Source organism: Chryseobacterium sp. KCF3-3, from assembly GCF_045865955.1.
Classification (GTDB): Bacteria; Bacteroidota; Bacteroidia; order Flavobacteriales; family Weeksellaceae; genus Chryseobacterium.
In genome coordinates this window covers 3,775,164-3,792,837 of record NZ_AP035792.1, presented here as the reverse complement: position 1 = coordinate 3,792,837, position 17,674 = coordinate 3,775,164, and the positions used below count along the sequence as shown (strand labels likewise).

Here is a 17,674-nt window from a genome sequence, read left to right as displayed (position 1 = left end):
TCTGTTTTATCTTAATCTCCTTTTTAAGGCATAATATCTGTACAGAAGCTTATCATACCTGATCACAAAAAACAGTAATCCTGCTGTCACCATCAATGTTTTTAGACGGATTGTACTGTAACCCAAACCACCAATAATGCATCCTGAAAAAAAGCAGGCAATAATCACCAGTTTAAGAGTGATATTCTTTTTAAGCTGTCTCTTTTCATTTTCCCGTTCTTTAAAGAAAAGTTTGGAAAGTTCTATTCCCAGATCAGTAAATAATCCCGTAAGATGAGTCGTTCTCACCACAGACTGGGATACTCTTGTTACTAATGAATTCTGGGCTCCCATTGCAAAAAGCAAAAGGCCGGCAATGGTATAAGGAGATATTGATAGTTTCAGTGTCTCATCATCTGATATTCCCACAAAACCTAATATCAGAATTTCAGTAATCAAAGGAATAAGATGGGGGCGAAACATGCTACGTCCGGAAGAAAATTCAACCATAAAGCTTGAACAGAATGCTCCTCCCAGAAAACACATAATAAAGACGAGATAAGTAAGAGCTTCACTATAATGACTGAGTAGAATTTCTTCGGAAAAGAAAGCAAAGTGCCCCGTTATATTGGTGGTAAGCACTTTAACGGACATTACTCCTACAATATTCACTATTCCGGCAACAAACGAAAGTGCGGATGCAAGCTTAAGATTGTGAAAATAAGTTCTGTATTTCCCTCTATGCCTGAACATTATAAATCTCTATAAGGGTTGTGTATTTTTCTTTTTTAAGATTTTACTCAAAAAAAACAGCTGGATAAAATAAATAAGCAAAAAAAATAAATTAGAAATGTCAGCATAAAGCCGTGAAAAACATGTCCACTTAAATATTTATCCAGTGTTCTTTATAGACTTACTATGTCCCCTAACGTAAAATCCTACTTTTTCCCGTAACAAATGACAGATCGGTATATGAAGTGAAAACACTTTTCAAAAACCTCTCTGAAATGTTCTGTTTCTTATTTCAGCACCAATTTTATTACTTTTGTAAAAGTAATTCGTTCAGAAAAAAAACCTTGTGACATACATGGGTTTAAAATGTGATTTAAGTTAAAAACTGAGTACGGATTCAATAGCCTGTATAGAAAAATTATGATCTCAAAATTTATTTTTAACAATCAATATCTTTTTGATGAACTCCCAGAGTATGATAAAAATCTGCTTACAGGAGCTATGAAAACCAAAAACTACCGTAAAAATGAACCCATATTTACTGACGGAACAAAACCTAATGGCGTTTATTACCTTAATGAGGGTAAAATAAAGAAATACAAAGTTGATAATGATGGAAGGGAGCAGATTATTTACATCTACAGCTCCGGTGAATTTTTCGGGTATTCTGCGATCCTGAGCAACGAATCTTATGGAGATACAACCTCAACACTGGAGAATTCTGCCATTTCCTTTATTTCAAAAGACAGCTTTCTGGAGATTCTAAGCCAGTCATCAGTGCTTTCAAGGCTTCTTCTAAAGTCTTTAAGCCATGAATTCAGTGTGATGGCCAACCTTATTGCTGTTCTATCCCATCGCACCGTAAGAGAAAGAGCTGCTCTCAGCTTGCTGATTCTCCATGATAAATATAAATCAAATGATGCCCCTGATGAAGAAGTATTTATTACTCTTTCCCGTGTGGATCTTGCCAATATGGTAGGAACTGCCAGAGAAACTTTAGCCCGCATCATCAATGATTTCAAACAGGAAAAACTCATCAGATCCGAAGGAAGGAAGATACAGATCATCAACTTTAAGCGGTTAATTCATATTGCTAATTTTTATTAATAAGCCATTCAGATTAAAATCCCACACTTCTACTGACAGTCTGTTGTCATAAGTACCTATTACCTTTGTTTAAAATTAGTTTAAACAAATAAGTATCCTTATGAAACTTACCTCATTAAGAATGATCAGCAAAGACATTAAAGCAGCCGTAGCATTTTATGAACAGATTGTGGGTATAACTGCCACATGGTATACGGAAGATTTTGCAGAACTTGCTACAGATTCTATCACTATCGCTATCGGAAGTACACGAACAATGCAACTATTTTCGGAAGGTCTGACAGACTTCGCAGGAACAAAATCAACCATCATCGAGTTTTTGGTTAAAAATGTAGATGAAGAATATGAAAGAATCAAAAATATTGCTTCCAAAATTATTCAGGAGCCCACAACGATGCCATGGGGAAACAGATCTCTCCTGTTCTGTGATCCGGATGGCAATATGATTAACTTTTTTACTCCTGTGAGTGAAGAGGCTGTGAAAAAATTCAGTTAGATCTTTTCATCCATCAACACAAAAGAGGCTGTCTCCTATGTTTGCAAAGTCAGATGTAGGAGTTTTTAATTTATACATTTGCTAGAATAATAGTGAAGATCAGAAGAGCTAAAGGCTGTCTTAGTAACTTAAAGTATAGTATACTGATTTTGAGAAATAGCCTTCTGTTCTTTCGCTTCCTAAGACAGAACAGAATGTAAGGCGGTGATTTAACCAGCTTCAATATCCATTAGGAGACAAGTCTACGGGAAGCTATACTATATACTTAAATTTTAATAAATACAGTTAGTATGCAAACACTTAAACAAGTAGTAGGTATTGATGTAGGTAGTAAAGAACTCGTAGTATGTTTTGGGAAACTCTTTAGTAATCTTGAAAAACAACTTTATCTTTATGGCAATTTTCGTAATACCTCCCAAGGATTAGCAAAATTATATCAATGGGTTGAAAAACACAAGGATACTGATGTGAGCGTTCATTATATTATGGAAGCTACGGGCGTTTATCACGAAAAATTGGCTTATTTTTTAGAAGGAAAATATTGTAACATCAGCATTATCCTTCCCAATAAAATCAGCAACTACTTTAGAAGTCTGGAGGTAAAAACCATCACTGACAGAACATCCTCAGAGGCTATCACTTTATTTGGTTTAGAGCGTAATACAGAACTATGGAAGAGCCCTGATCCGGTTTATAAAACGCTAAAGCAACTTACCAGAGAAAGAGACCAGTTAGTACAAGAGCGTACAATGATCAAAAGTCAACTTCATGCCGAGCAAACTGAATCAACTCCCAATAGTCACTCTATCAAAAGAATGCAATATCGTATTACCATATTGAATGATCAGGAAGTAGAAATACAAAAAGAAATAAGGGAAGTTATAAAATCTAATTCTAAGCTTATTGATGCCGTAAATACAATAAAATCTATTCCTGGAATAGGTTTACTTACTGCAGCAATAATATTAGCTGAAACCAATGGTTTTGAAACAATTAGAAACAAAAAACAATTAGTAAGTTATGCAGGATTAGACATCAAAGAAAAACAATCAGGTATATCAATCAATGGTAAACCGGTAATCTCCAAACGAGGCAACAGGTATCTGCGTAAAGCCATACATTTACCTGCACTCGCAGCAATAAGACATGAGCAGCATTATAAAAATATTTTCGTTAGGTTGGTCAATAAACATGGAATCAAAATGAAAGCTGCGGTAGCTGTACAAAGAAAATTATTGGAACTGGCATTTATACTCTACAAAACTCAACAACAATACAATCCCAAATACCATCTAAATCTTACTCCAATAAAAGAAAGTTAGGGTAACCCCTGAAGATTACCCTAAGCAGGCTTGTATAAAACAGCCTTAAAGTACAAATTTATAAAAAATATTTTTTTTTCTTGGATATTAACACAGAATCTCAAAATTCAAATAATTGGGTCTATGTCATTCGGAATGAAATGTAGTGAAGAATCTCATGTATTTGGTTATTAATGAAAATCTTCCTTCGTCAGAATGACACCTTTGAAACAGCCTCTTTTTTATAAATATATTGATTTTGTTTTAATTTATTTCCCAAGGAATTCAATGGCTTTTCCAACAAATGTATCATGATATTGATAGAAAGAAGCATGCCCTGAATCCGGGAAAATTACCAGTTCTGCATGGTCTAAATGCTGAGCCATATTTTTCGCATTCTGAACAGATACCGGAAGATCGTTTTCACCATGAACAATCAGTACCGGGTTTTTGATTTTTTGTATTTCCGTAAGCGCATCAGCATTAGGCTGAGCCCAACTCAATACAGCGGTAAACTGCGAGTTTGAAGTGGCATCACTTAAAGGAAGATCCCTATCTGTAGTTCTAAGCTGAACTCTTGCAAAAGAAGCTTTTCCCTCCGCAATGCTTTGAGCAGATTCTGTAAAACCAAATTTCAGGAAGGAAGCTTCCGGGCTTAATCCCGCTGTTCCTGCAATAATATTGGGAAGATTAGATAATCCTATGGCTCCCTGTGGACCAGTACCTGTCAAAATCACTTTATTGATCAGGGATGGATTGGTCAGTACAATTCTCTGTGCAATAAATCCTCCCATAGAAAATCCCATGATATTCACTTTGGTATAATGTAAAGCTTTAATAAAATCTATAGCATCATCTGCCATCGCCTGAACCGTATTGGGCGTTGTTCCTTTTGAAGAAGCGACACCTTTATTGTCAAAGATAATTACCTTATACTTCTTGGCCAGTCCATCAGTCACTGCAGGATCCCAATCATCCATTGAACCTCCTAATCCCGGAAGAAGAACCAAAGGAACTCCGTCTTCTTTTCCTAAAACACGGTATGCAATGGCATTTCCTTTAACGGTTACGAATTGGGTTTTGGCAGTTTGGTGGCTGTTATTTTGTATCTCCTGCGTCGTGGGAGGCTCATTTTCTTCAGTGCAGGATACAGTCACTACCGTAAAAAGAGTTAAACATAATAAGCTTACGGCTGAGATTTTTCTGATTGTTTTCATTGTTGTTTATTTTTGTATGATTATGGTGCAAACATAAAACACAAAAACTCGCAGAACACTCAAAAGCTTTATCAACAGGACATTTTAGCAGCCCAATTAGACATTTTAAAAGGTGAAAATAAAAAAGTAAAAAATTCAAAAACAATTTTTAAAGTTCCTGAGCCAATCTCAATGCATAAAGGGCTTCCATCGCTTTTTCAGCATCTTTTTCGGCTACAAAAATATGATCGTGAAAATAAGCAGCCACTACATTACAGCTTATATTCTCCTTTTTCAAGGCATTGGCAAAAGCTGCAGTAAGTCCTACCGCTTCCAGAGAAGAGTGAATGTTCAAGGTAATCCAGGAAGAAATATAACTATAGTCTAAAGACCATTCGTCTGCAATATTTTTTTCTAGAACAATAGTAACCGCTTCAGTTTCCCGAAAGAAAAACAGAACTCTTTCAATATCCGGTATTCCACTTAAGGTTTCTACAGTACAAAACACATATTTCCCGGTATTCAATACTGGTTCCATATTCTGAATCAATACTGCTAAGTTTTTTTCTCCTGACATCTTTTTTTGATACAAAACTAAGGCATTGATGACAGCATTTGTTTATCATTTGATAAAAAATACAAAAGGAGGCATACAGCCTCCTTTTGTGTTTGTAATGTAACCTATCACTGAACCTCACTATATGTGTTTGTGTTTTTTTTCTGATCATTTGGCTTTTTTAAGAAGTCCGGTTAAGGTTATTCATACACTTCGTTTAATTTCATCAGTGTTTATTAATTTTTCATCATTTGCGTTTCTATAACTACCGTTTATTATTTGTATAGTTATAATCATTTGTTGTTTTGTGTTTGAAACTTCAGAAGTTAAAAAGCATTTCTCAGTTGCTTTTTCATTACTTAAATTTCACAGTACAAAGGAACAACATTCCCAAATAAAATTCCCTATAAACCCCATCGATACATATCGACCGACTTATAGATATTTATCGATGAAATATAATATTCTGACTCTTTGAAGTGATGATTACCATGAAACACTATAGTTTATGATGGGTTTTGACAAGGTCAACAAGCTCAACCATATTTTCGATCTTTAGTTTTTCAAAGATATTTTTTTTGATTGTGCTTACTGTATTTTGTTTGATATTCAGACTGTTTGAAATTTCCAGGTTTCCATATCCATCAGCATAAAGTTCCGCAATCTCCATTTCTCTTTTGGTTAAAATGTTGAGTGGACTTATCAGACCCGGGTTGTATACAAACTGTACCAATAGATTTCGTAAAAGAGCAGAGAAGTATTCTCCCTTCTCGATAAAGGTTGTGATCGCTTCCCTTACCTCTTCCTCTTCACTCAATTTACTCAGATAACCGTCAGCACCTGCTTTGATGAATTTAAGGCCATGAAGTTCTTCTTCAAGTCCTGTAAAAATCAAAATTTTAAGATCAGGATTTACACTTTTCATCTGCGGTAAAATATGAAGACTGTTTCCATCCGGGAAATGGGCATCAATGACGGCCATCTCTATTCCTTTTGATTCTATAAGCTCCAATACCTGATGTAGAGATGAAGTCTGATACACTTTAGCGTTAGGAACAATATCACTGATCACAATTTCCATTCCCTGGCGTACAATGCTGTGATCGTCTGCCAGAAGGAATATAATTTCTTTATTTTGAATTGGTGTTTCCATTATTATTACTATTTAAATTGATCCTGAATGTCACTTTCGTTCCTTTATGCAATTTGCTTTCCACAGATATATCACCATCGAAAAGTTCTACAATTTCTTTTACCAGATTAAGCCCAAGTCCCGCTCCCAGATTATCTACTTCATCAGACACCATTCCCTGATAATAAGGATCAAAAATTTTACCAAGATCCGATTCTGATATTCCTACTCCGGTATCTCCTACCGTTGTAATCAGAGAAATTTTATTGTCTCCCAGAGACTCTGTTGACATTACGAGATCAATCTGTCCGTTTTCTGTGAATTTGTTGGCATTTCCCAGAATATTCATAAAAATCTGATTGATTCTGATATTATCCGAATACACCACTACATTTTCAGGAATTCTGTCTGTCACCACAAACCTGTTATTTCTTGTTTCCAGATAGGGCGTAATCACCTTTACAATAGAACTTATTTCATCTTTAAGATTGAAAACTGACTGTATAAGCTCTTTTTCAGCATTTTCGTTTTTAGTATATTCCAGAATCTGGTTAGACTGCAGAAGCAAAGTGCTGTTGGTAAACTTGATGGATTTAAGATAATCCTTTATCGTTTCATCTTCAGTCGTTCTGTGGATTTTATCAATAAAGATATTGATGATTTTCAAAGGAGATCTCAGATCATGGCTTAACATTCCCAGAATCCTGTTTTTGAAATTAAGGTTCTTTTTTATCTCCTTATTGGCAGCATCCAGTTTTTGTTCATAAACAAAAGCCATTCTTGTAAAATACATAATCAGAATAGAAACAATGAACATCAGAATCATCAGTCCCAATACCAGATACGTTCTGATTTTGTTATTGTTGGAGCTCTGTTCGTTGTATTCTCGTTCCAGTTCAGATTTAAAATCTTTGATGGCATTTTCATACACTTCTATTAAGTTATTACTGTACACCAAAAGCTTACTGAAATTACTGTAAAACTGTAAATTATTTTTCTGACTAAGGGCTGCAAGGAGTTGAACCTTCTTTACTTCAGCTGCATAATGCTTGTCAATAGACTTTATCGTATTGTCCATTTTGGATTTTACCTGGGAAAGATCTATGGTTTTGTTGTTGGTCATCGTAATCACCGTACTCTCCTTCTGAACATCTACTTTCCCTGTTACGGCATCTTTCAAGCGTCCAAAAAAACCTTTCTTTTTAACTGTATCCGCATACGTACGGGTCTGAATCTTGAAATCCTCAAAATCATTTTTATACTTGGCAGGCTCATACTGTTTATCCCCAATTTTTGCCGGTGGATTCAGGGAAGTCTGGTAAACAGAATCTATTAATGTTTTCAGTTTTGCCGTCTTCAAAGTATCCTGGCTGTGAAGTGCCAGATTTTTTTTCAATCTTGGGCTTGTATTTTCGTATTCACCAATTTTATCAAAATTAGTCTTAAGTTTTCTCAACGACTGGAAATATAGCTGCAGATCATTATTATCCTGGGTAGCCATATATTTTTGAAGATGATCCTGTGCATCCATGAAATCTTTCCTGGAATTATCAGTCAATCCTCCCAATGCACGGCTTTCCTCAAGCTGATCTTTAATAAACTTCAGCTTCTTCCCGTTGACAAATTCATTGTAGAAAAATATGGCAATAATGACCTGTATCAATAAAATACAAAGGATCAAAGAGTAATGAACAAGTTTTCTCAATTTAAAATTTAAGAATTTATTTTTCATATTTGTTTATCAGTTAAATTAATTTCCTGATGACATAAGTCCATTAGATATTAGCCATTAACAATATAGCATTATTTTCAATAATTTCATAATATGCATATATCATTCAATTGACAAAGTTAAAGTAATTTTTGTCTTCTTATAATAATGAATATTTGATTAAACTCACAGAATTTATTTTTTTTTACTATTAAAACGCTTTCTAAACACTCAGTTTTATGTATGTAAATCTATTTTTTTAGATCAATTGCAAAAAGTTGAGGCTCAGTAAAATATTATTTTTCTGCTCATTTTATTACAAATAGTAAACAATAAGTCAAAAACAATGATCAGATAATTCATATACCACTTATTCCATACCCTCTTTATAATTGCTGAAACAGCCTTCCGGACATGGATTTCCTGGCATTCCGTATTTCTACTCAATGCAATATTTGGTTATTTACACTCTAAGAACTTATTCCCTCTTCTTTGTTACTTTGAAATGCTTATTAACAGTGACCATATTCAATGGAAAAACCAGAATATTCACATGTACCGGAAGATTCGTCTCTACACTTAATCTATCGTAGCAAATAAGGTTCGGAGAGTATTAATAATCAGTAATGATGGTACATTCCTTCATATTGATGTCTTTACTTTTCTATACCTCTTCTTACGATTATAAAACATAAAACAAATAACCTATGATTACAGAAAACTATGACGTAATTGTCATTGGCGGAGGAGCAATAGGACTTGCTACGGCCTATCATCTCGGCCAGCGTCAGGCTAAGACTTTAGTATTGGAACAATATACTTTTGTGAATCAGTTGGGCAGCTCTGCTGGAGTATCACGTCAGTTCCGGATTCCTTATCCTGATGAATATATGGTACAAATGGCTTTAGATGCACAGCCTTATTGGGATGAACTGCAGAAAAAGACAGATACTCAATTGCTTGATAAGGTAGGAACCCTCTGGTTTGGAGATCCTGAAGTACACTCCACCGAAGGAAATATTGCTGAAGCAGAAAAAGCATTACAAGCTTTAGGAGTTCCTTATACTACTTTAACATCAAAGGAGATTGAAGAGCAGTATCATTTCAAAAACCTGCCGGATAATTATACAGGACTGTTTCAACCCGATGGTGCCAGTATCAATTTTAAAGCAACTATTGAAACACTTTTAGATCTTTGTCAGAAGGAAGAAACCGTAGAACTAAGAGAAGATTCTCCGGTACTTGAGATCAAACAAAACGGTGATCTTTTCGAGCTTACCACTCCTAATGGTATTTATATCGCCAAAAAGCTGGCCATCATTCCCGGGCCTTATATCAACAGTGTGATCAATCTGCTTGATTTCAAAATAGAAGCCACTTACTGGAATATGTCTTCTGCTTATTTTAAAAAGACCGACCCTACTATACAATATCCAACATGGTTTGTATTTCAGAATGCAAGTGGAGAAAACGGGAATCAATTCTACGGATTTCCTTCCGTGGAATGGGATCATCCGGAGTACATCCGTGTAGCACCGGATTTTGTGATCAAACCTTTGGAAGAGCCGAGCGACAGAACATTAATTCCCAACCCCCAGGAACTGGCTTACACTTCCGAATGGATAAAAAACCATATGACTGGCCTCAGCATTGTTCCGGAGTATACTTCAACATGCCTTATCGCTTTGAGCACAATCCCCAATAAAGAACTGCTGATTGATTTTGCTCCATCTTATGTTCCCAACCACAAAAACATTGTGGTGTACGCTACCGGATGGGCAGCCAAATTCACTCCTTTCTTAGGAAAAATCATGTCGGATCTTGCATTGGACGGACATACGGATTTCGATATTACACCCTTCCGATTAGGATATAAATATTTCTTAGCACTTTAAAAATTATAAAACCATGAATCAAGAAAACGTAAATAAAAATACACCGCTGTATCCGGGAATGCAGCCCGATCTGAAAGTAGAAGTAGCCATCATCGGTGCAGGAACTTCAGGATTATATACCGCTTTCCGTTTGGTAACAGATAATAAGTACAAAGCTCATGAAGTACAGATCTTTGATATGAGTGACAAATTAGGAGGAAGACTTGAATCCGTAATTATGCCGGGAATGAATTTCTGGGGTGAGCTCGGAGGAATGCGTTATCTGACTTCTCAGGAAATTGTAACAACACTGATAGAAGGTTATCCATTGAAAGAAACAGATCTGAGCAAAAGAACCCCTGTTCTGAAAGATAAAATGACTCCTATCCCCTTCCATATGGGAGATCCTGAGAAACTGTTGATGTACATCAGAAAAGAACGTTTCAAACAAAATGCATGGACAGAGGAGCAAGCGCATAACAACAAACTGATTACCCGTTATTTTCTGAATGAAAATGATGAAGGTTTCAGTTCTGATCAGCTATTCAACAAAATTATCTATAATGTCTTAATGGCAGATCCATGGGTAGCTGAAACCTATAAAGATCTGATTATTGCTGACCCTAATGGTTATGATTATACATTCAAACTAACCAGCCGCGACTGGGATGCTATAAAACCAAGAATGGTTTACAACTTCCCTGGCTCTCCTTATGACAAACGTCTGGTAAACGATATCGGTTTCTGGAATTTAATCAAAGACCAGGTTTCTCAGGAAGGATATGACTTCTTAGCCAATGCCGGCGGATATTATTCCAATACCATCAACTGGAATTCTGCAGAAGCGTTTCCGTATATGGTAGGAGATTTCTCTGCTGATACTACCTACAAAACCATTGAGGAAGGCTATGACAGTATTGCTTATGCAGTAGCCAACACGTATATGGAATATGAAGGAGCACGCATCTGGTCGGAAAACAAACTGATTACTTTCACCAAAGATCATCATTTGACCGCTACTCATAAATACGAGTTAACTTTCCTGAATATACAAAGCAACGAAACATGGAAAGTCTACGCCAATTCAATCGTATTGGGTATGCCAAGAAAATCACTTGAACTTCTGGATCAGAACAACTTCTTTTTTGACGCCAACAGACACCAGAAACTGAACGAAAATATCCGCTCTATCATTATGGAGCCCGCATTTAAAATCCTTATGGGCTTTGAAGGCCCGTGGTGGCGAGAAGATCTGGGAATCGATTCCGGACATTCTATTACAGACTTACCGATGAGACAGTGCTATTATTTCGGTACCGATACTGAAACCAAAAACTCAATGTTATTGGGAAGCTACGGAGATATGGAAACAGAAACATTCTGGAAAGCTCTTTCGGACGACAAAGTTCTGTTTAAAGTAAGAGCTGCCAGATCTGCCTCCTTAGAAGAATTGCATAAGTTCGATGATGTTCAGGCTACAGAATTCATGGTGAATGAATTGATGAATCAGCTGAAAGAATTACACGGGATAGATATTCCACAACCTTATGTAACGTATTTCAGAGACTGGACAGATGATCCTTACGGTGCAGGATACCATGCATGGAAAGCAGGTTTCTCCGTAAAAGATGTGATGCCTTATATGAGAAAACCGTTAATGGATGAACAGATTCATATTATCGGAGAAGCGTATTCTGATCAGCAAGGCTGGGTGGAAGGTGCTTTCTGTGAAGCAGAAAAGATGCTTCAGACCCATTTTAAATTAGACTGGCCCTACTGGTTAGATCCTGAATATTATTTAGGATGGTAACCATGGATCAATAGTAAGATGATGTATATAGTAAGCTCCGGATAATTCCGGAGCTTTTATTTTTCCCCTGCAAAATAGAGCCTCAACAGATTATTAAAGAAGAATCATTTTTTATAAACTTTGAAGTTTTAATAATGACATCCATTATATTAAAAATTAATTTATTACATTTACATAACTAGTTATATAATTAATTATACTTATGGATTTATTTGAAAAAACAGGAAAGATTGCATTAGGTAGCAGATTACGGTTTATGGCTTCCAATATTACAGAAGAAGCATCAAAGATCTATGAACTGTATGATGTAGACTTTTCTCCAAAATGGTTTCCGGTATTCTTTGTACTTTCCGAAGAAGGTTCAAAAACTATTACCGAAATTGCAGAAGAAATAGGACATTCTCAACCTTCCGTGACCAAAATCATCAAAGAAATGATTTCTGCAGGACTGGTAAAGGATAATCAGAAATCTGATGATAAAAGAAGAAATATTGCAGGACTTACGGAAAAAGGAATAGAACTTTCTGCCAAAATAAAAGTTCAGTGTACAGATATTGATCATGCTATTGATGAGATGATCAGCGAAGCAACACACAATCTTTGGGAAGCTCTTGCAGAATGGGAACATTTGTTTGAACAAAAATCTTTGCTTGCAAGGGTAAAAGATCAGAAAAAAGCCCGTGAAAGTAAAAACGTAAAAGTCGTTGAGTATGAACCGAAATACCAATCAGCATTCAGAGCACTCAATGAAGAATGGATCTCAAAATATTTTGAAATGGAAGAAGCGGATTATAAAGCCCTGGACAATCCTGAAGAATATATTTTAAATAAAGGAGGAAAAATCCTTGTAGCCTTGTACAATGAAGAACCTTTAGGGGTCTGTGCTCTTATCAAAATGGAAGATCCGGATTATGATTTTGAGCTGGCAAAAATGGCTGTTTCTCCAAAAGCACAGGGAAAAAACATAGGCTGGCTGCTGGGACAGGCCATCATCAAAACTGCCAAAGAATCCGGTGCATCGAAAATATATCTCGAAAGCAACACTATGCTGAAGCCCGCCATTAACCTGTATTATAAACTGGGATTCCAAAAAGTATCCGGTCGCTCAACCCCTTATCAGCGCTGTAACATTCAAATGGAATTATCTCTAAAAAATTAAAATATGTACGATAAAAAAGTAGCCATTGTCATTAAAGATGATCTCTTGCCATGGCAAAAACTGAATGTTGTTTCTTTTCTGGCGGGAAGCATTGCTATTGAATTTCCGGAAACTCATGGTGAAAAATTTGTCACTGCTGATCATGAGGAATTTTTAGCTTTTATAAAACATCCTACCCTCATCTATAAAGCAGACAATACAGAAAAACTTCAGCGGGCATTCCGTCGTTCAAGAGACCGTGAGCTGTCCATTGGAGTTTATACTCAAGAGCTTTTTGCCACCCGCTCCGGTGAGGAAAATGTTCTTGAGATTGCAAAACATCCTGCGGATCATCTGGATCTTGTTGGTATTATCGTGTATGGAGAAAACAAAAAAGTAGATAAAGCGCTGGATGGATTAAAATTTCATGAATAAAAACCAATCATTATGTACGATAGAATAAAACAAAGCTTTGACAAACAGGGAATCATGAAAACGATTGGTGCCCAATTAGAAGATGTTCAGCAGGGACAGGTGAAAATTACCTGCAAATTTTCTGAAAACCTGACCCAGCACAACGGCTTTTTTCATGCAGGAGTTCTGACAACTATTGTAGACAGCGCCTGCGGATATGCAGCTCTAACCACAATGCCTGAAAATGCCAATGTATTGACTGTTGAGTTCAAAGTTAATTTTATGAAACCAGCCAATACAGATAAGCTTGTTGCCATTGGAAAAGTTCTCCAGGCAGGAAGAACCCTTACCATCTGTGAAGGTTATGTCTATGATCAAAAAGAGGAAAAACTCATTGCAAAAATGACGGCAACCATGATTGCTATTCATTCATAAAAACAAATTTTCTCCCATAACATTTAAAATGCACAAATAAAGATTTGTGCATTTTTCAGTATAAATAAATGATATAGAATGTTTTTTAACCCTATCAAAACAGCAGGCTATTATATTCTTATTCCATATCACCATCATTAGTATTTTCTATTTTTCTAAGGAAATCTTGCGATGATATTTTCCTAACTTTTCAGTTTGAAACGAAATAAAGAATACTTCAGACAATTCATTACATTTTCTGAAATATTCAATAGCAAATAACTGCAAAACCTCTTTATCATCTTATGACAGATAAAAATTTTAATCCGGGAAAAGGATTTATATTCAGCAAACATGTGCCGGAGGAATTATCACATTTTGACCGCGTCTTTGATGTTTTCAAAGATTTGCTTACCCATACCTCCGGAGATATTGAAGAAGCTTTCGAGTGGCTGGACATGCTTGATCAGGAATATGATATTTTCAGTGATGAATACACCCTTCAGGATTTTGAAGAAGATCTGAAAAAACGAGGCTACATCAGGGAAGAAGATCCTGAAGAAGGCAACACAGGAAGTGGAAAAGGCAAAAATATATTAACTCCGAAGCTTGAAGCTGCGCTTCGTGAATATGCACTGGATCAGATTTTTGGAAAACTGAAGAAAAACGGAGCCGGAAATCACAGGACCAACAAAACAGGAATCGGGGATGAAAGAGATGGAGAAAACCGTTCCTTCCAATACGGAGATGATCTTGCTGCCGTGAATATGACGGAAAGCCTGAAAAATGCGCAGATCAACAACGGAATCTCAGACCTTCGCCTGACAGAAGAAGATCTCATCGTAGAGGAAACCAAACATAAGGCCCAAATGAGTACCGTTCTGATGATCGATATCAGCCACTCGATGATCCTGTACGGTGAAGACCGGATTACGCCAGCTAAAAAAGTAGCCATGGCTCTCGTAGAACTTATTAAAAGAAAATATCCGAAAGATTCCATTGATATCATTGTTTTTGGAAACGAAGCATGGCCCATTAAGATCAAAGACCTTCCCTATCTGAAAGTAGGCCCTTATCATACCAATACGGTAGCCGGACTGGAGTTGGCAATGGATATTCTCCGCAGAAAAAGAAATACCAACAAACAGATTTTTATGATCACCGATGGAAAACCCAGCTGCATTCAGCTTCCTAGTGGTGAATTTTATATGAACAGCTTTGGTTTGGATGAAAAAATTGTTAATCAATGTTTCAACAGAGCAGCACAGGCAAGAAAACTGAAAATTCCTATCACTACCTTTATGATTGCTCAGGATCCTTATCTGCGTCAGTTTGTGGAAGAATTCACAGCTCAAAACAAAGGAAAAGCATTCCTCACCGGACTATCAGGTTTGGGACAGATGATTTTTGAAGATTACGAAAAAAACAGAATAAGAAGAATATAAAGATCAGATTTTAAATCATTTAAAATAGAAATCTGATCAGATAAATAGTATTACAAGACAATGAAAAACGATATTACATTCAAAGAATTAAAAAAATCCGGTTATACTCATAAAACAATTAATGAGGAAATCCAAGCCAATTTAATTGCAAGAATTAAAGCTAAAGAACCTGTATTTGAAGGACTTTGGGGCTATGAAGACACAGTAGTTCCCCAATTGAAAAAAGCCATTCTTGCCGGTCATCACATTAACTTGCTGGGCTTACGTGGTCAGGCAAAAACCAGAATTGCAAGAAGCATGGTTAATCTGCTTGATGAATATATGCCCATCGTAAAAGGATCCGAAATTAACGACAGTCCTTTTCATCCCATTTCAAAGTTTGCCAAAGATCTGCTTGCTGAATTAGGTGATGAAACTCCAATTTCGTGGGTACACCGTTCTCATCGTTTTTATGAAAAACTGGCCACTCCAGACGTGAATGTTGCAGATTTAATTGGTGATATAGACCCTATTAAAGCGGCTACGTTGAAACTACCCTATTCCGATGAACGTGTTTTACATTACGGAATGATTCCCCGTGCCAACCGCTCTATTTTTGTTTTAAATGAATTGCCGGATCTGCAGGCCAGAATCCAGGTTTCCCTGTTTAATATTTTGCAGGAAGGAGATATTCAGATCCGGGGATTCCAGCTGAGAATGCCACTTGATATTCAGTTTGTTTTCACAGCCAATCCGGAAGATTATACCAACAGAGGAAGTATTGTAACCCCGCTGAAAGACAGAATCGGATCTCAGATCTTCACCCATTATCCAAAAACTATTGCTCTGGCAAGACAGATTACAGAACAGGAAGCATTGATTTCTGCTGAAGATAAAGCCCAGATTCAGATTCCTGATCTGGCGAAAGATCTTTTGGAAGAGGTTGCTTTTGCAGCCCGTATCAGCGAATATGTGGATGCGAAAAGTGGTGTCAGTGCCCGTCTTACCATCAGTGCTATGGAAAATTTAATCGCAGCAGCCAAACTGCGTCTGATTGAATCCGGTGCAGAAAGAACAACTGTACGTCTGCTTGACTTCATGTCGATCATCCCATCAATCACAGGAAAAATTGAACTGGTATATGAAGGAGAACAGGAAGGAGCTGATTACGTAGCTAAAATCTTAATTGATAAAGCCGTCATCACCCAATTTGAAAGCCTGTTCCCACGTATTTCAAAACTGGAAAAAGAAGGGATCAAAACACCGTATACTGACCTGATCAGGTGGTTCAATAAAAATCATTTAGAACTTAATTACAATGATACGGATGAAGAATTTTATGCTAAACTTGATAAGATAGAACCTCTGACAACTGTAATGGAAGAAAATGCCTCTGAATTGAGCAAAGAAGATCAGAATTTCTGCAAAGAACTTGTATTATGGGCATTAACCATCAGCAATAAAATTGACAAATCTGAAAATCAGAATGCATTCACTTTTGATTCTCCAGGGATTGGCCAATTCTTACGTAACTAAAAATCAGTAAAATAATATAAAAGTAAAGTAAAACCTTCAGTTCATCTGAAGGTTTTTTATTTGTTTCTGGAAGACTTTATACCAGATTGTCATTTTTAAGCACAGCAGAACCGAAAGGATTGTCCACCAACCATAGCCACTCTCCTTCTTCATTTCTTTTCATGATACAGGAAGTATTGCCTGTCATATGAATAGAGTGTCCATCCGGAGCAGTTCCTGTCATTTCCCACTGATCCTGCCACATCGCCAGATCATTTACAACAGTGATATGCGGAGTTTCACCCTGAATATCCAGTTGTAAGCGGCAGATCTCATTCATTGCCCTTTCTATCTGCTCAAACCCTCTCCATTCTCTTCCATCACGGTCTATGTAGACTGCTTCAGGATGAAAACAGCCTAATACTCCTTTTACATCTCCGCTTCTGATGCAATATCGAAAATAAGCTACCGCACCAGTTTCTGTTTTTCTGTTAAATTCCTGCATTACTTCACATTTCTGGCGTCCATTTCCCTTTTCAAACCTTTCTTCCCTTTATTCCAGCTGTTGGCCACAAAAAAAGCAAGAAGTATAGGTAAGAAAGTAGTAAAACTGATGCCTTTCGTTATGGTACTGTAAATAGCAATTCCAGCCAATACTCCCAGGATAATAGCATTCACAACATTTCGGGCTTCAATAGTTCTTTTTTTCTCAATCAGCTCCTGATCCGTTAATTCTGACAAATCTTTTTCCATATTTAGTATTAGTTTCTTGGTTGTTCCTGTTTTTACAATGATAAAATTATTGTTTTTAAATCTATTTTTACCGAAAGCTAAAATACAATATTGTCAAGATATTTTTTTATTTCTTTTATTTG

General features: G+C 36.4%; 17 protein-coding genes. 10 read left to right on the top strand and 7 right to left on the bottom strand.

Annotation, left to right across the window (positions count from 1 at the left end):
- Nucleotides 1-6: 6 nt before the first annotated feature.
- The gene (locus tag ACKTTZ_RS17040) at nucleotides 7-732 is read right to left on the bottom strand and encodes a YoaK family protein (RefSeq protein ID WP_253317912.1); all 726 of its coding nucleotides are present in this window, start codon (nucleotides 730-732) and stop codon (nucleotides 7-9) included.
- A 399-nt stretch (nucleotides 733-1,131) separates the two neighbouring features.
- Here ACKTTZ_RS17040 and ACKTTZ_RS17035 point away from each other — a divergent pair, with 399 nt between their 5' ends.
- The 3 genes from ACKTTZ_RS17035 (at nucleotide 1,132) to ACKTTZ_RS17025 (ending at nucleotide 3,636) form a co-directional block, all read left to right on the top strand.
- A complete protein-coding gene (locus ACKTTZ_RS17035; RefSeq protein WP_407846092.1) occupies nucleotides 1,132-1,818 on the top strand; it encodes a Crp/Fnr family transcriptional regulator in 687 nt (228 codons plus the stop codon).
- Nucleotides 1,819-1,918: 100 nt separating this feature from the next.
- On the top strand, nucleotides 1,919-2,314 hold the full coding sequence (locus ACKTTZ_RS17030; RefSeq protein ID WP_034698817.1) for a VOC family protein: 396 nt from the start codon (nucleotides 1,919-1,921) through the stop codon (nucleotides 2,312-2,314).
- Between the two features lie 290 nt (nucleotides 2,315-2,604).
- Complete coding sequence (locus ACKTTZ_RS17025) at nucleotides 2,605-3,636, top strand: IS110 family transposase (protein WP_407846091.1); 1,032 nt, start codon at nucleotides 2,605-2,607, stop codon at nucleotides 3,634-3,636.
- A 248-nt stretch (nucleotides 3,637-3,884) separates the two neighbouring features.
- On the opposite strand, the gene ACKTTZ_RS17020 is transcribed toward ACKTTZ_RS17025, so the two are convergent.
- The 4 genes from ACKTTZ_RS17020 to ACKTTZ_RS17005 form a co-directional block, all read right to left on the bottom strand.
- Nucleotides 3,885-4,832 (bottom strand): alpha/beta fold hydrolase, encoded by a 948-nt coding sequence (locus tag ACKTTZ_RS17020; RefSeq protein ID WP_407846090.1) that lies wholly within the window; start codon nucleotides 4,830-4,832, stop codon nucleotides 3,885-3,887.
- A 148-nt stretch (nucleotides 4,833-4,980) separates the two neighbouring features.
- Nucleotides 4,981-5,388, bottom strand: a complete 408-nt coding sequence (locus ACKTTZ_RS17015; RefSeq protein ID WP_034698821.1) for an ACT domain-containing protein — start codon at nucleotides 5,386-5,388, stop codon at nucleotides 4,981-4,983.
- A 478-nt stretch (nucleotides 5,389-5,866) separates the two neighbouring features.
- Nucleotides 5,867-6,520, bottom strand: a complete 654-nt coding sequence (locus ACKTTZ_RS17010; RefSeq protein WP_185103752.1) for a response regulator transcription factor — start codon at nucleotides 6,518-6,520, stop codon at nucleotides 5,867-5,869.
- Complete coding sequence (locus tag ACKTTZ_RS17005; protein ID WP_034698823.1) at nucleotides 6,498-8,231, bottom strand: HAMP domain-containing sensor histidine kinase; 1,734 nt, start codon at nucleotides 8,229-8,231, stop codon at nucleotides 6,498-6,500. The genes ACKTTZ_RS17010 and ACKTTZ_RS17005 overlap by 23 nt, the downstream gene beginning before the upstream one ends.
- A 686-nt stretch (nucleotides 8,232-8,917) precedes the next feature.
- On the opposite strand from ACKTTZ_RS17005, the gene ACKTTZ_RS17000 reads away from it, so the two are divergent.
- From ACKTTZ_RS17000 to ACKTTZ_RS16970, 7 genes are all read left to right on the top strand, one after another.
- Nucleotides 8,918-10,105, top strand: a complete 1,188-nt coding sequence (locus tag ACKTTZ_RS17000; RefSeq protein WP_407846089.1) for an FAD-dependent oxidoreductase — start codon at nucleotides 8,918-8,920, stop codon at nucleotides 10,103-10,105.
- A 13-nt stretch (nucleotides 10,106-10,118) separates the two neighbouring features.
- Nucleotides 10,119-11,894, top strand: coding sequence for a flavin monoamine oxidase family protein (locus ACKTTZ_RS16995; RefSeq protein WP_407846088.1), 1,776 nt, complete (start codon nucleotides 10,119-10,121; stop codon nucleotides 11,892-11,894).
- Between the two features lie 202 nt (nucleotides 11,895-12,096).
- On the top strand, nucleotides 12,097-13,053 hold the full coding sequence (locus ACKTTZ_RS16990; RefSeq protein ID WP_034698829.1) for a helix-turn-helix domain-containing GNAT family N-acetyltransferase: 957 nt from the start codon (nucleotides 12,097-12,099) through the stop codon (nucleotides 13,051-13,053).
- Between the two features lie 3 nt (nucleotides 13,054-13,056).
- On the top strand, nucleotides 13,057-13,467 hold the full coding sequence (locus ACKTTZ_RS16985) for a DUF2000 domain-containing protein (RefSeq protein WP_034698832.1): 411 nt from the start codon (nucleotides 13,057-13,059) through the stop codon (nucleotides 13,465-13,467).
- Between the two features lie 12 nt (nucleotides 13,468-13,479).
- Nucleotides 13,480-13,881 carry a PaaI family thioesterase gene (locus ACKTTZ_RS16980; protein ID WP_407846087.1) on the top strand — a complete coding sequence of 134 codons (402 nt, stop codon included), beginning with the start codon at nucleotides 13,480-13,482 and terminating at the stop codon, nucleotides 13,879-13,881.
- Between the two features lie 284 nt (nucleotides 13,882-14,165).
- A complete protein-coding gene (locus ACKTTZ_RS16975; protein WP_407846086.1) occupies nucleotides 14,166-15,305 on the top strand; it encodes a vWA domain-containing protein in 1,140 nt (379 codons plus the stop codon).
- Between the two features lie 60 nt (nucleotides 15,306-15,365).
- Nucleotides 15,366-16,820 carry a sigma 54-interacting transcriptional regulator gene (locus ACKTTZ_RS16970; RefSeq protein ID WP_407846085.1) on the top strand — a complete coding sequence of 485 codons (1,455 nt, stop codon included), beginning with the start codon at nucleotides 15,366-15,368 and terminating at the stop codon, nucleotides 16,818-16,820.
- A gap of 76 nt (nucleotides 16,821-16,896) precedes the next feature.
- Here ACKTTZ_RS16970 and ACKTTZ_RS16965 read toward each other — a convergent pair whose 3' ends face one another.
- Nucleotides 16,897-17,304 carry a YybH family protein gene (locus ACKTTZ_RS16965; RefSeq protein WP_407846084.1) on the bottom strand — a complete coding sequence of 136 codons (408 nt, stop codon included), beginning with the start codon at nucleotides 17,302-17,304 and terminating at the stop codon, nucleotides 16,897-16,899.
- A complete protein-coding gene (locus ACKTTZ_RS16960; RefSeq protein ID WP_034698843.1) occupies nucleotides 17,304-17,552 on the bottom strand; it encodes a hypothetical protein in 249 nt (82 codons plus the stop codon). The genes ACKTTZ_RS16965 and ACKTTZ_RS16960 overlap by 1 nt, the downstream gene beginning before the upstream one ends.
- Nucleotides 17,553-17,674 lie beyond the last annotated feature (122 nt).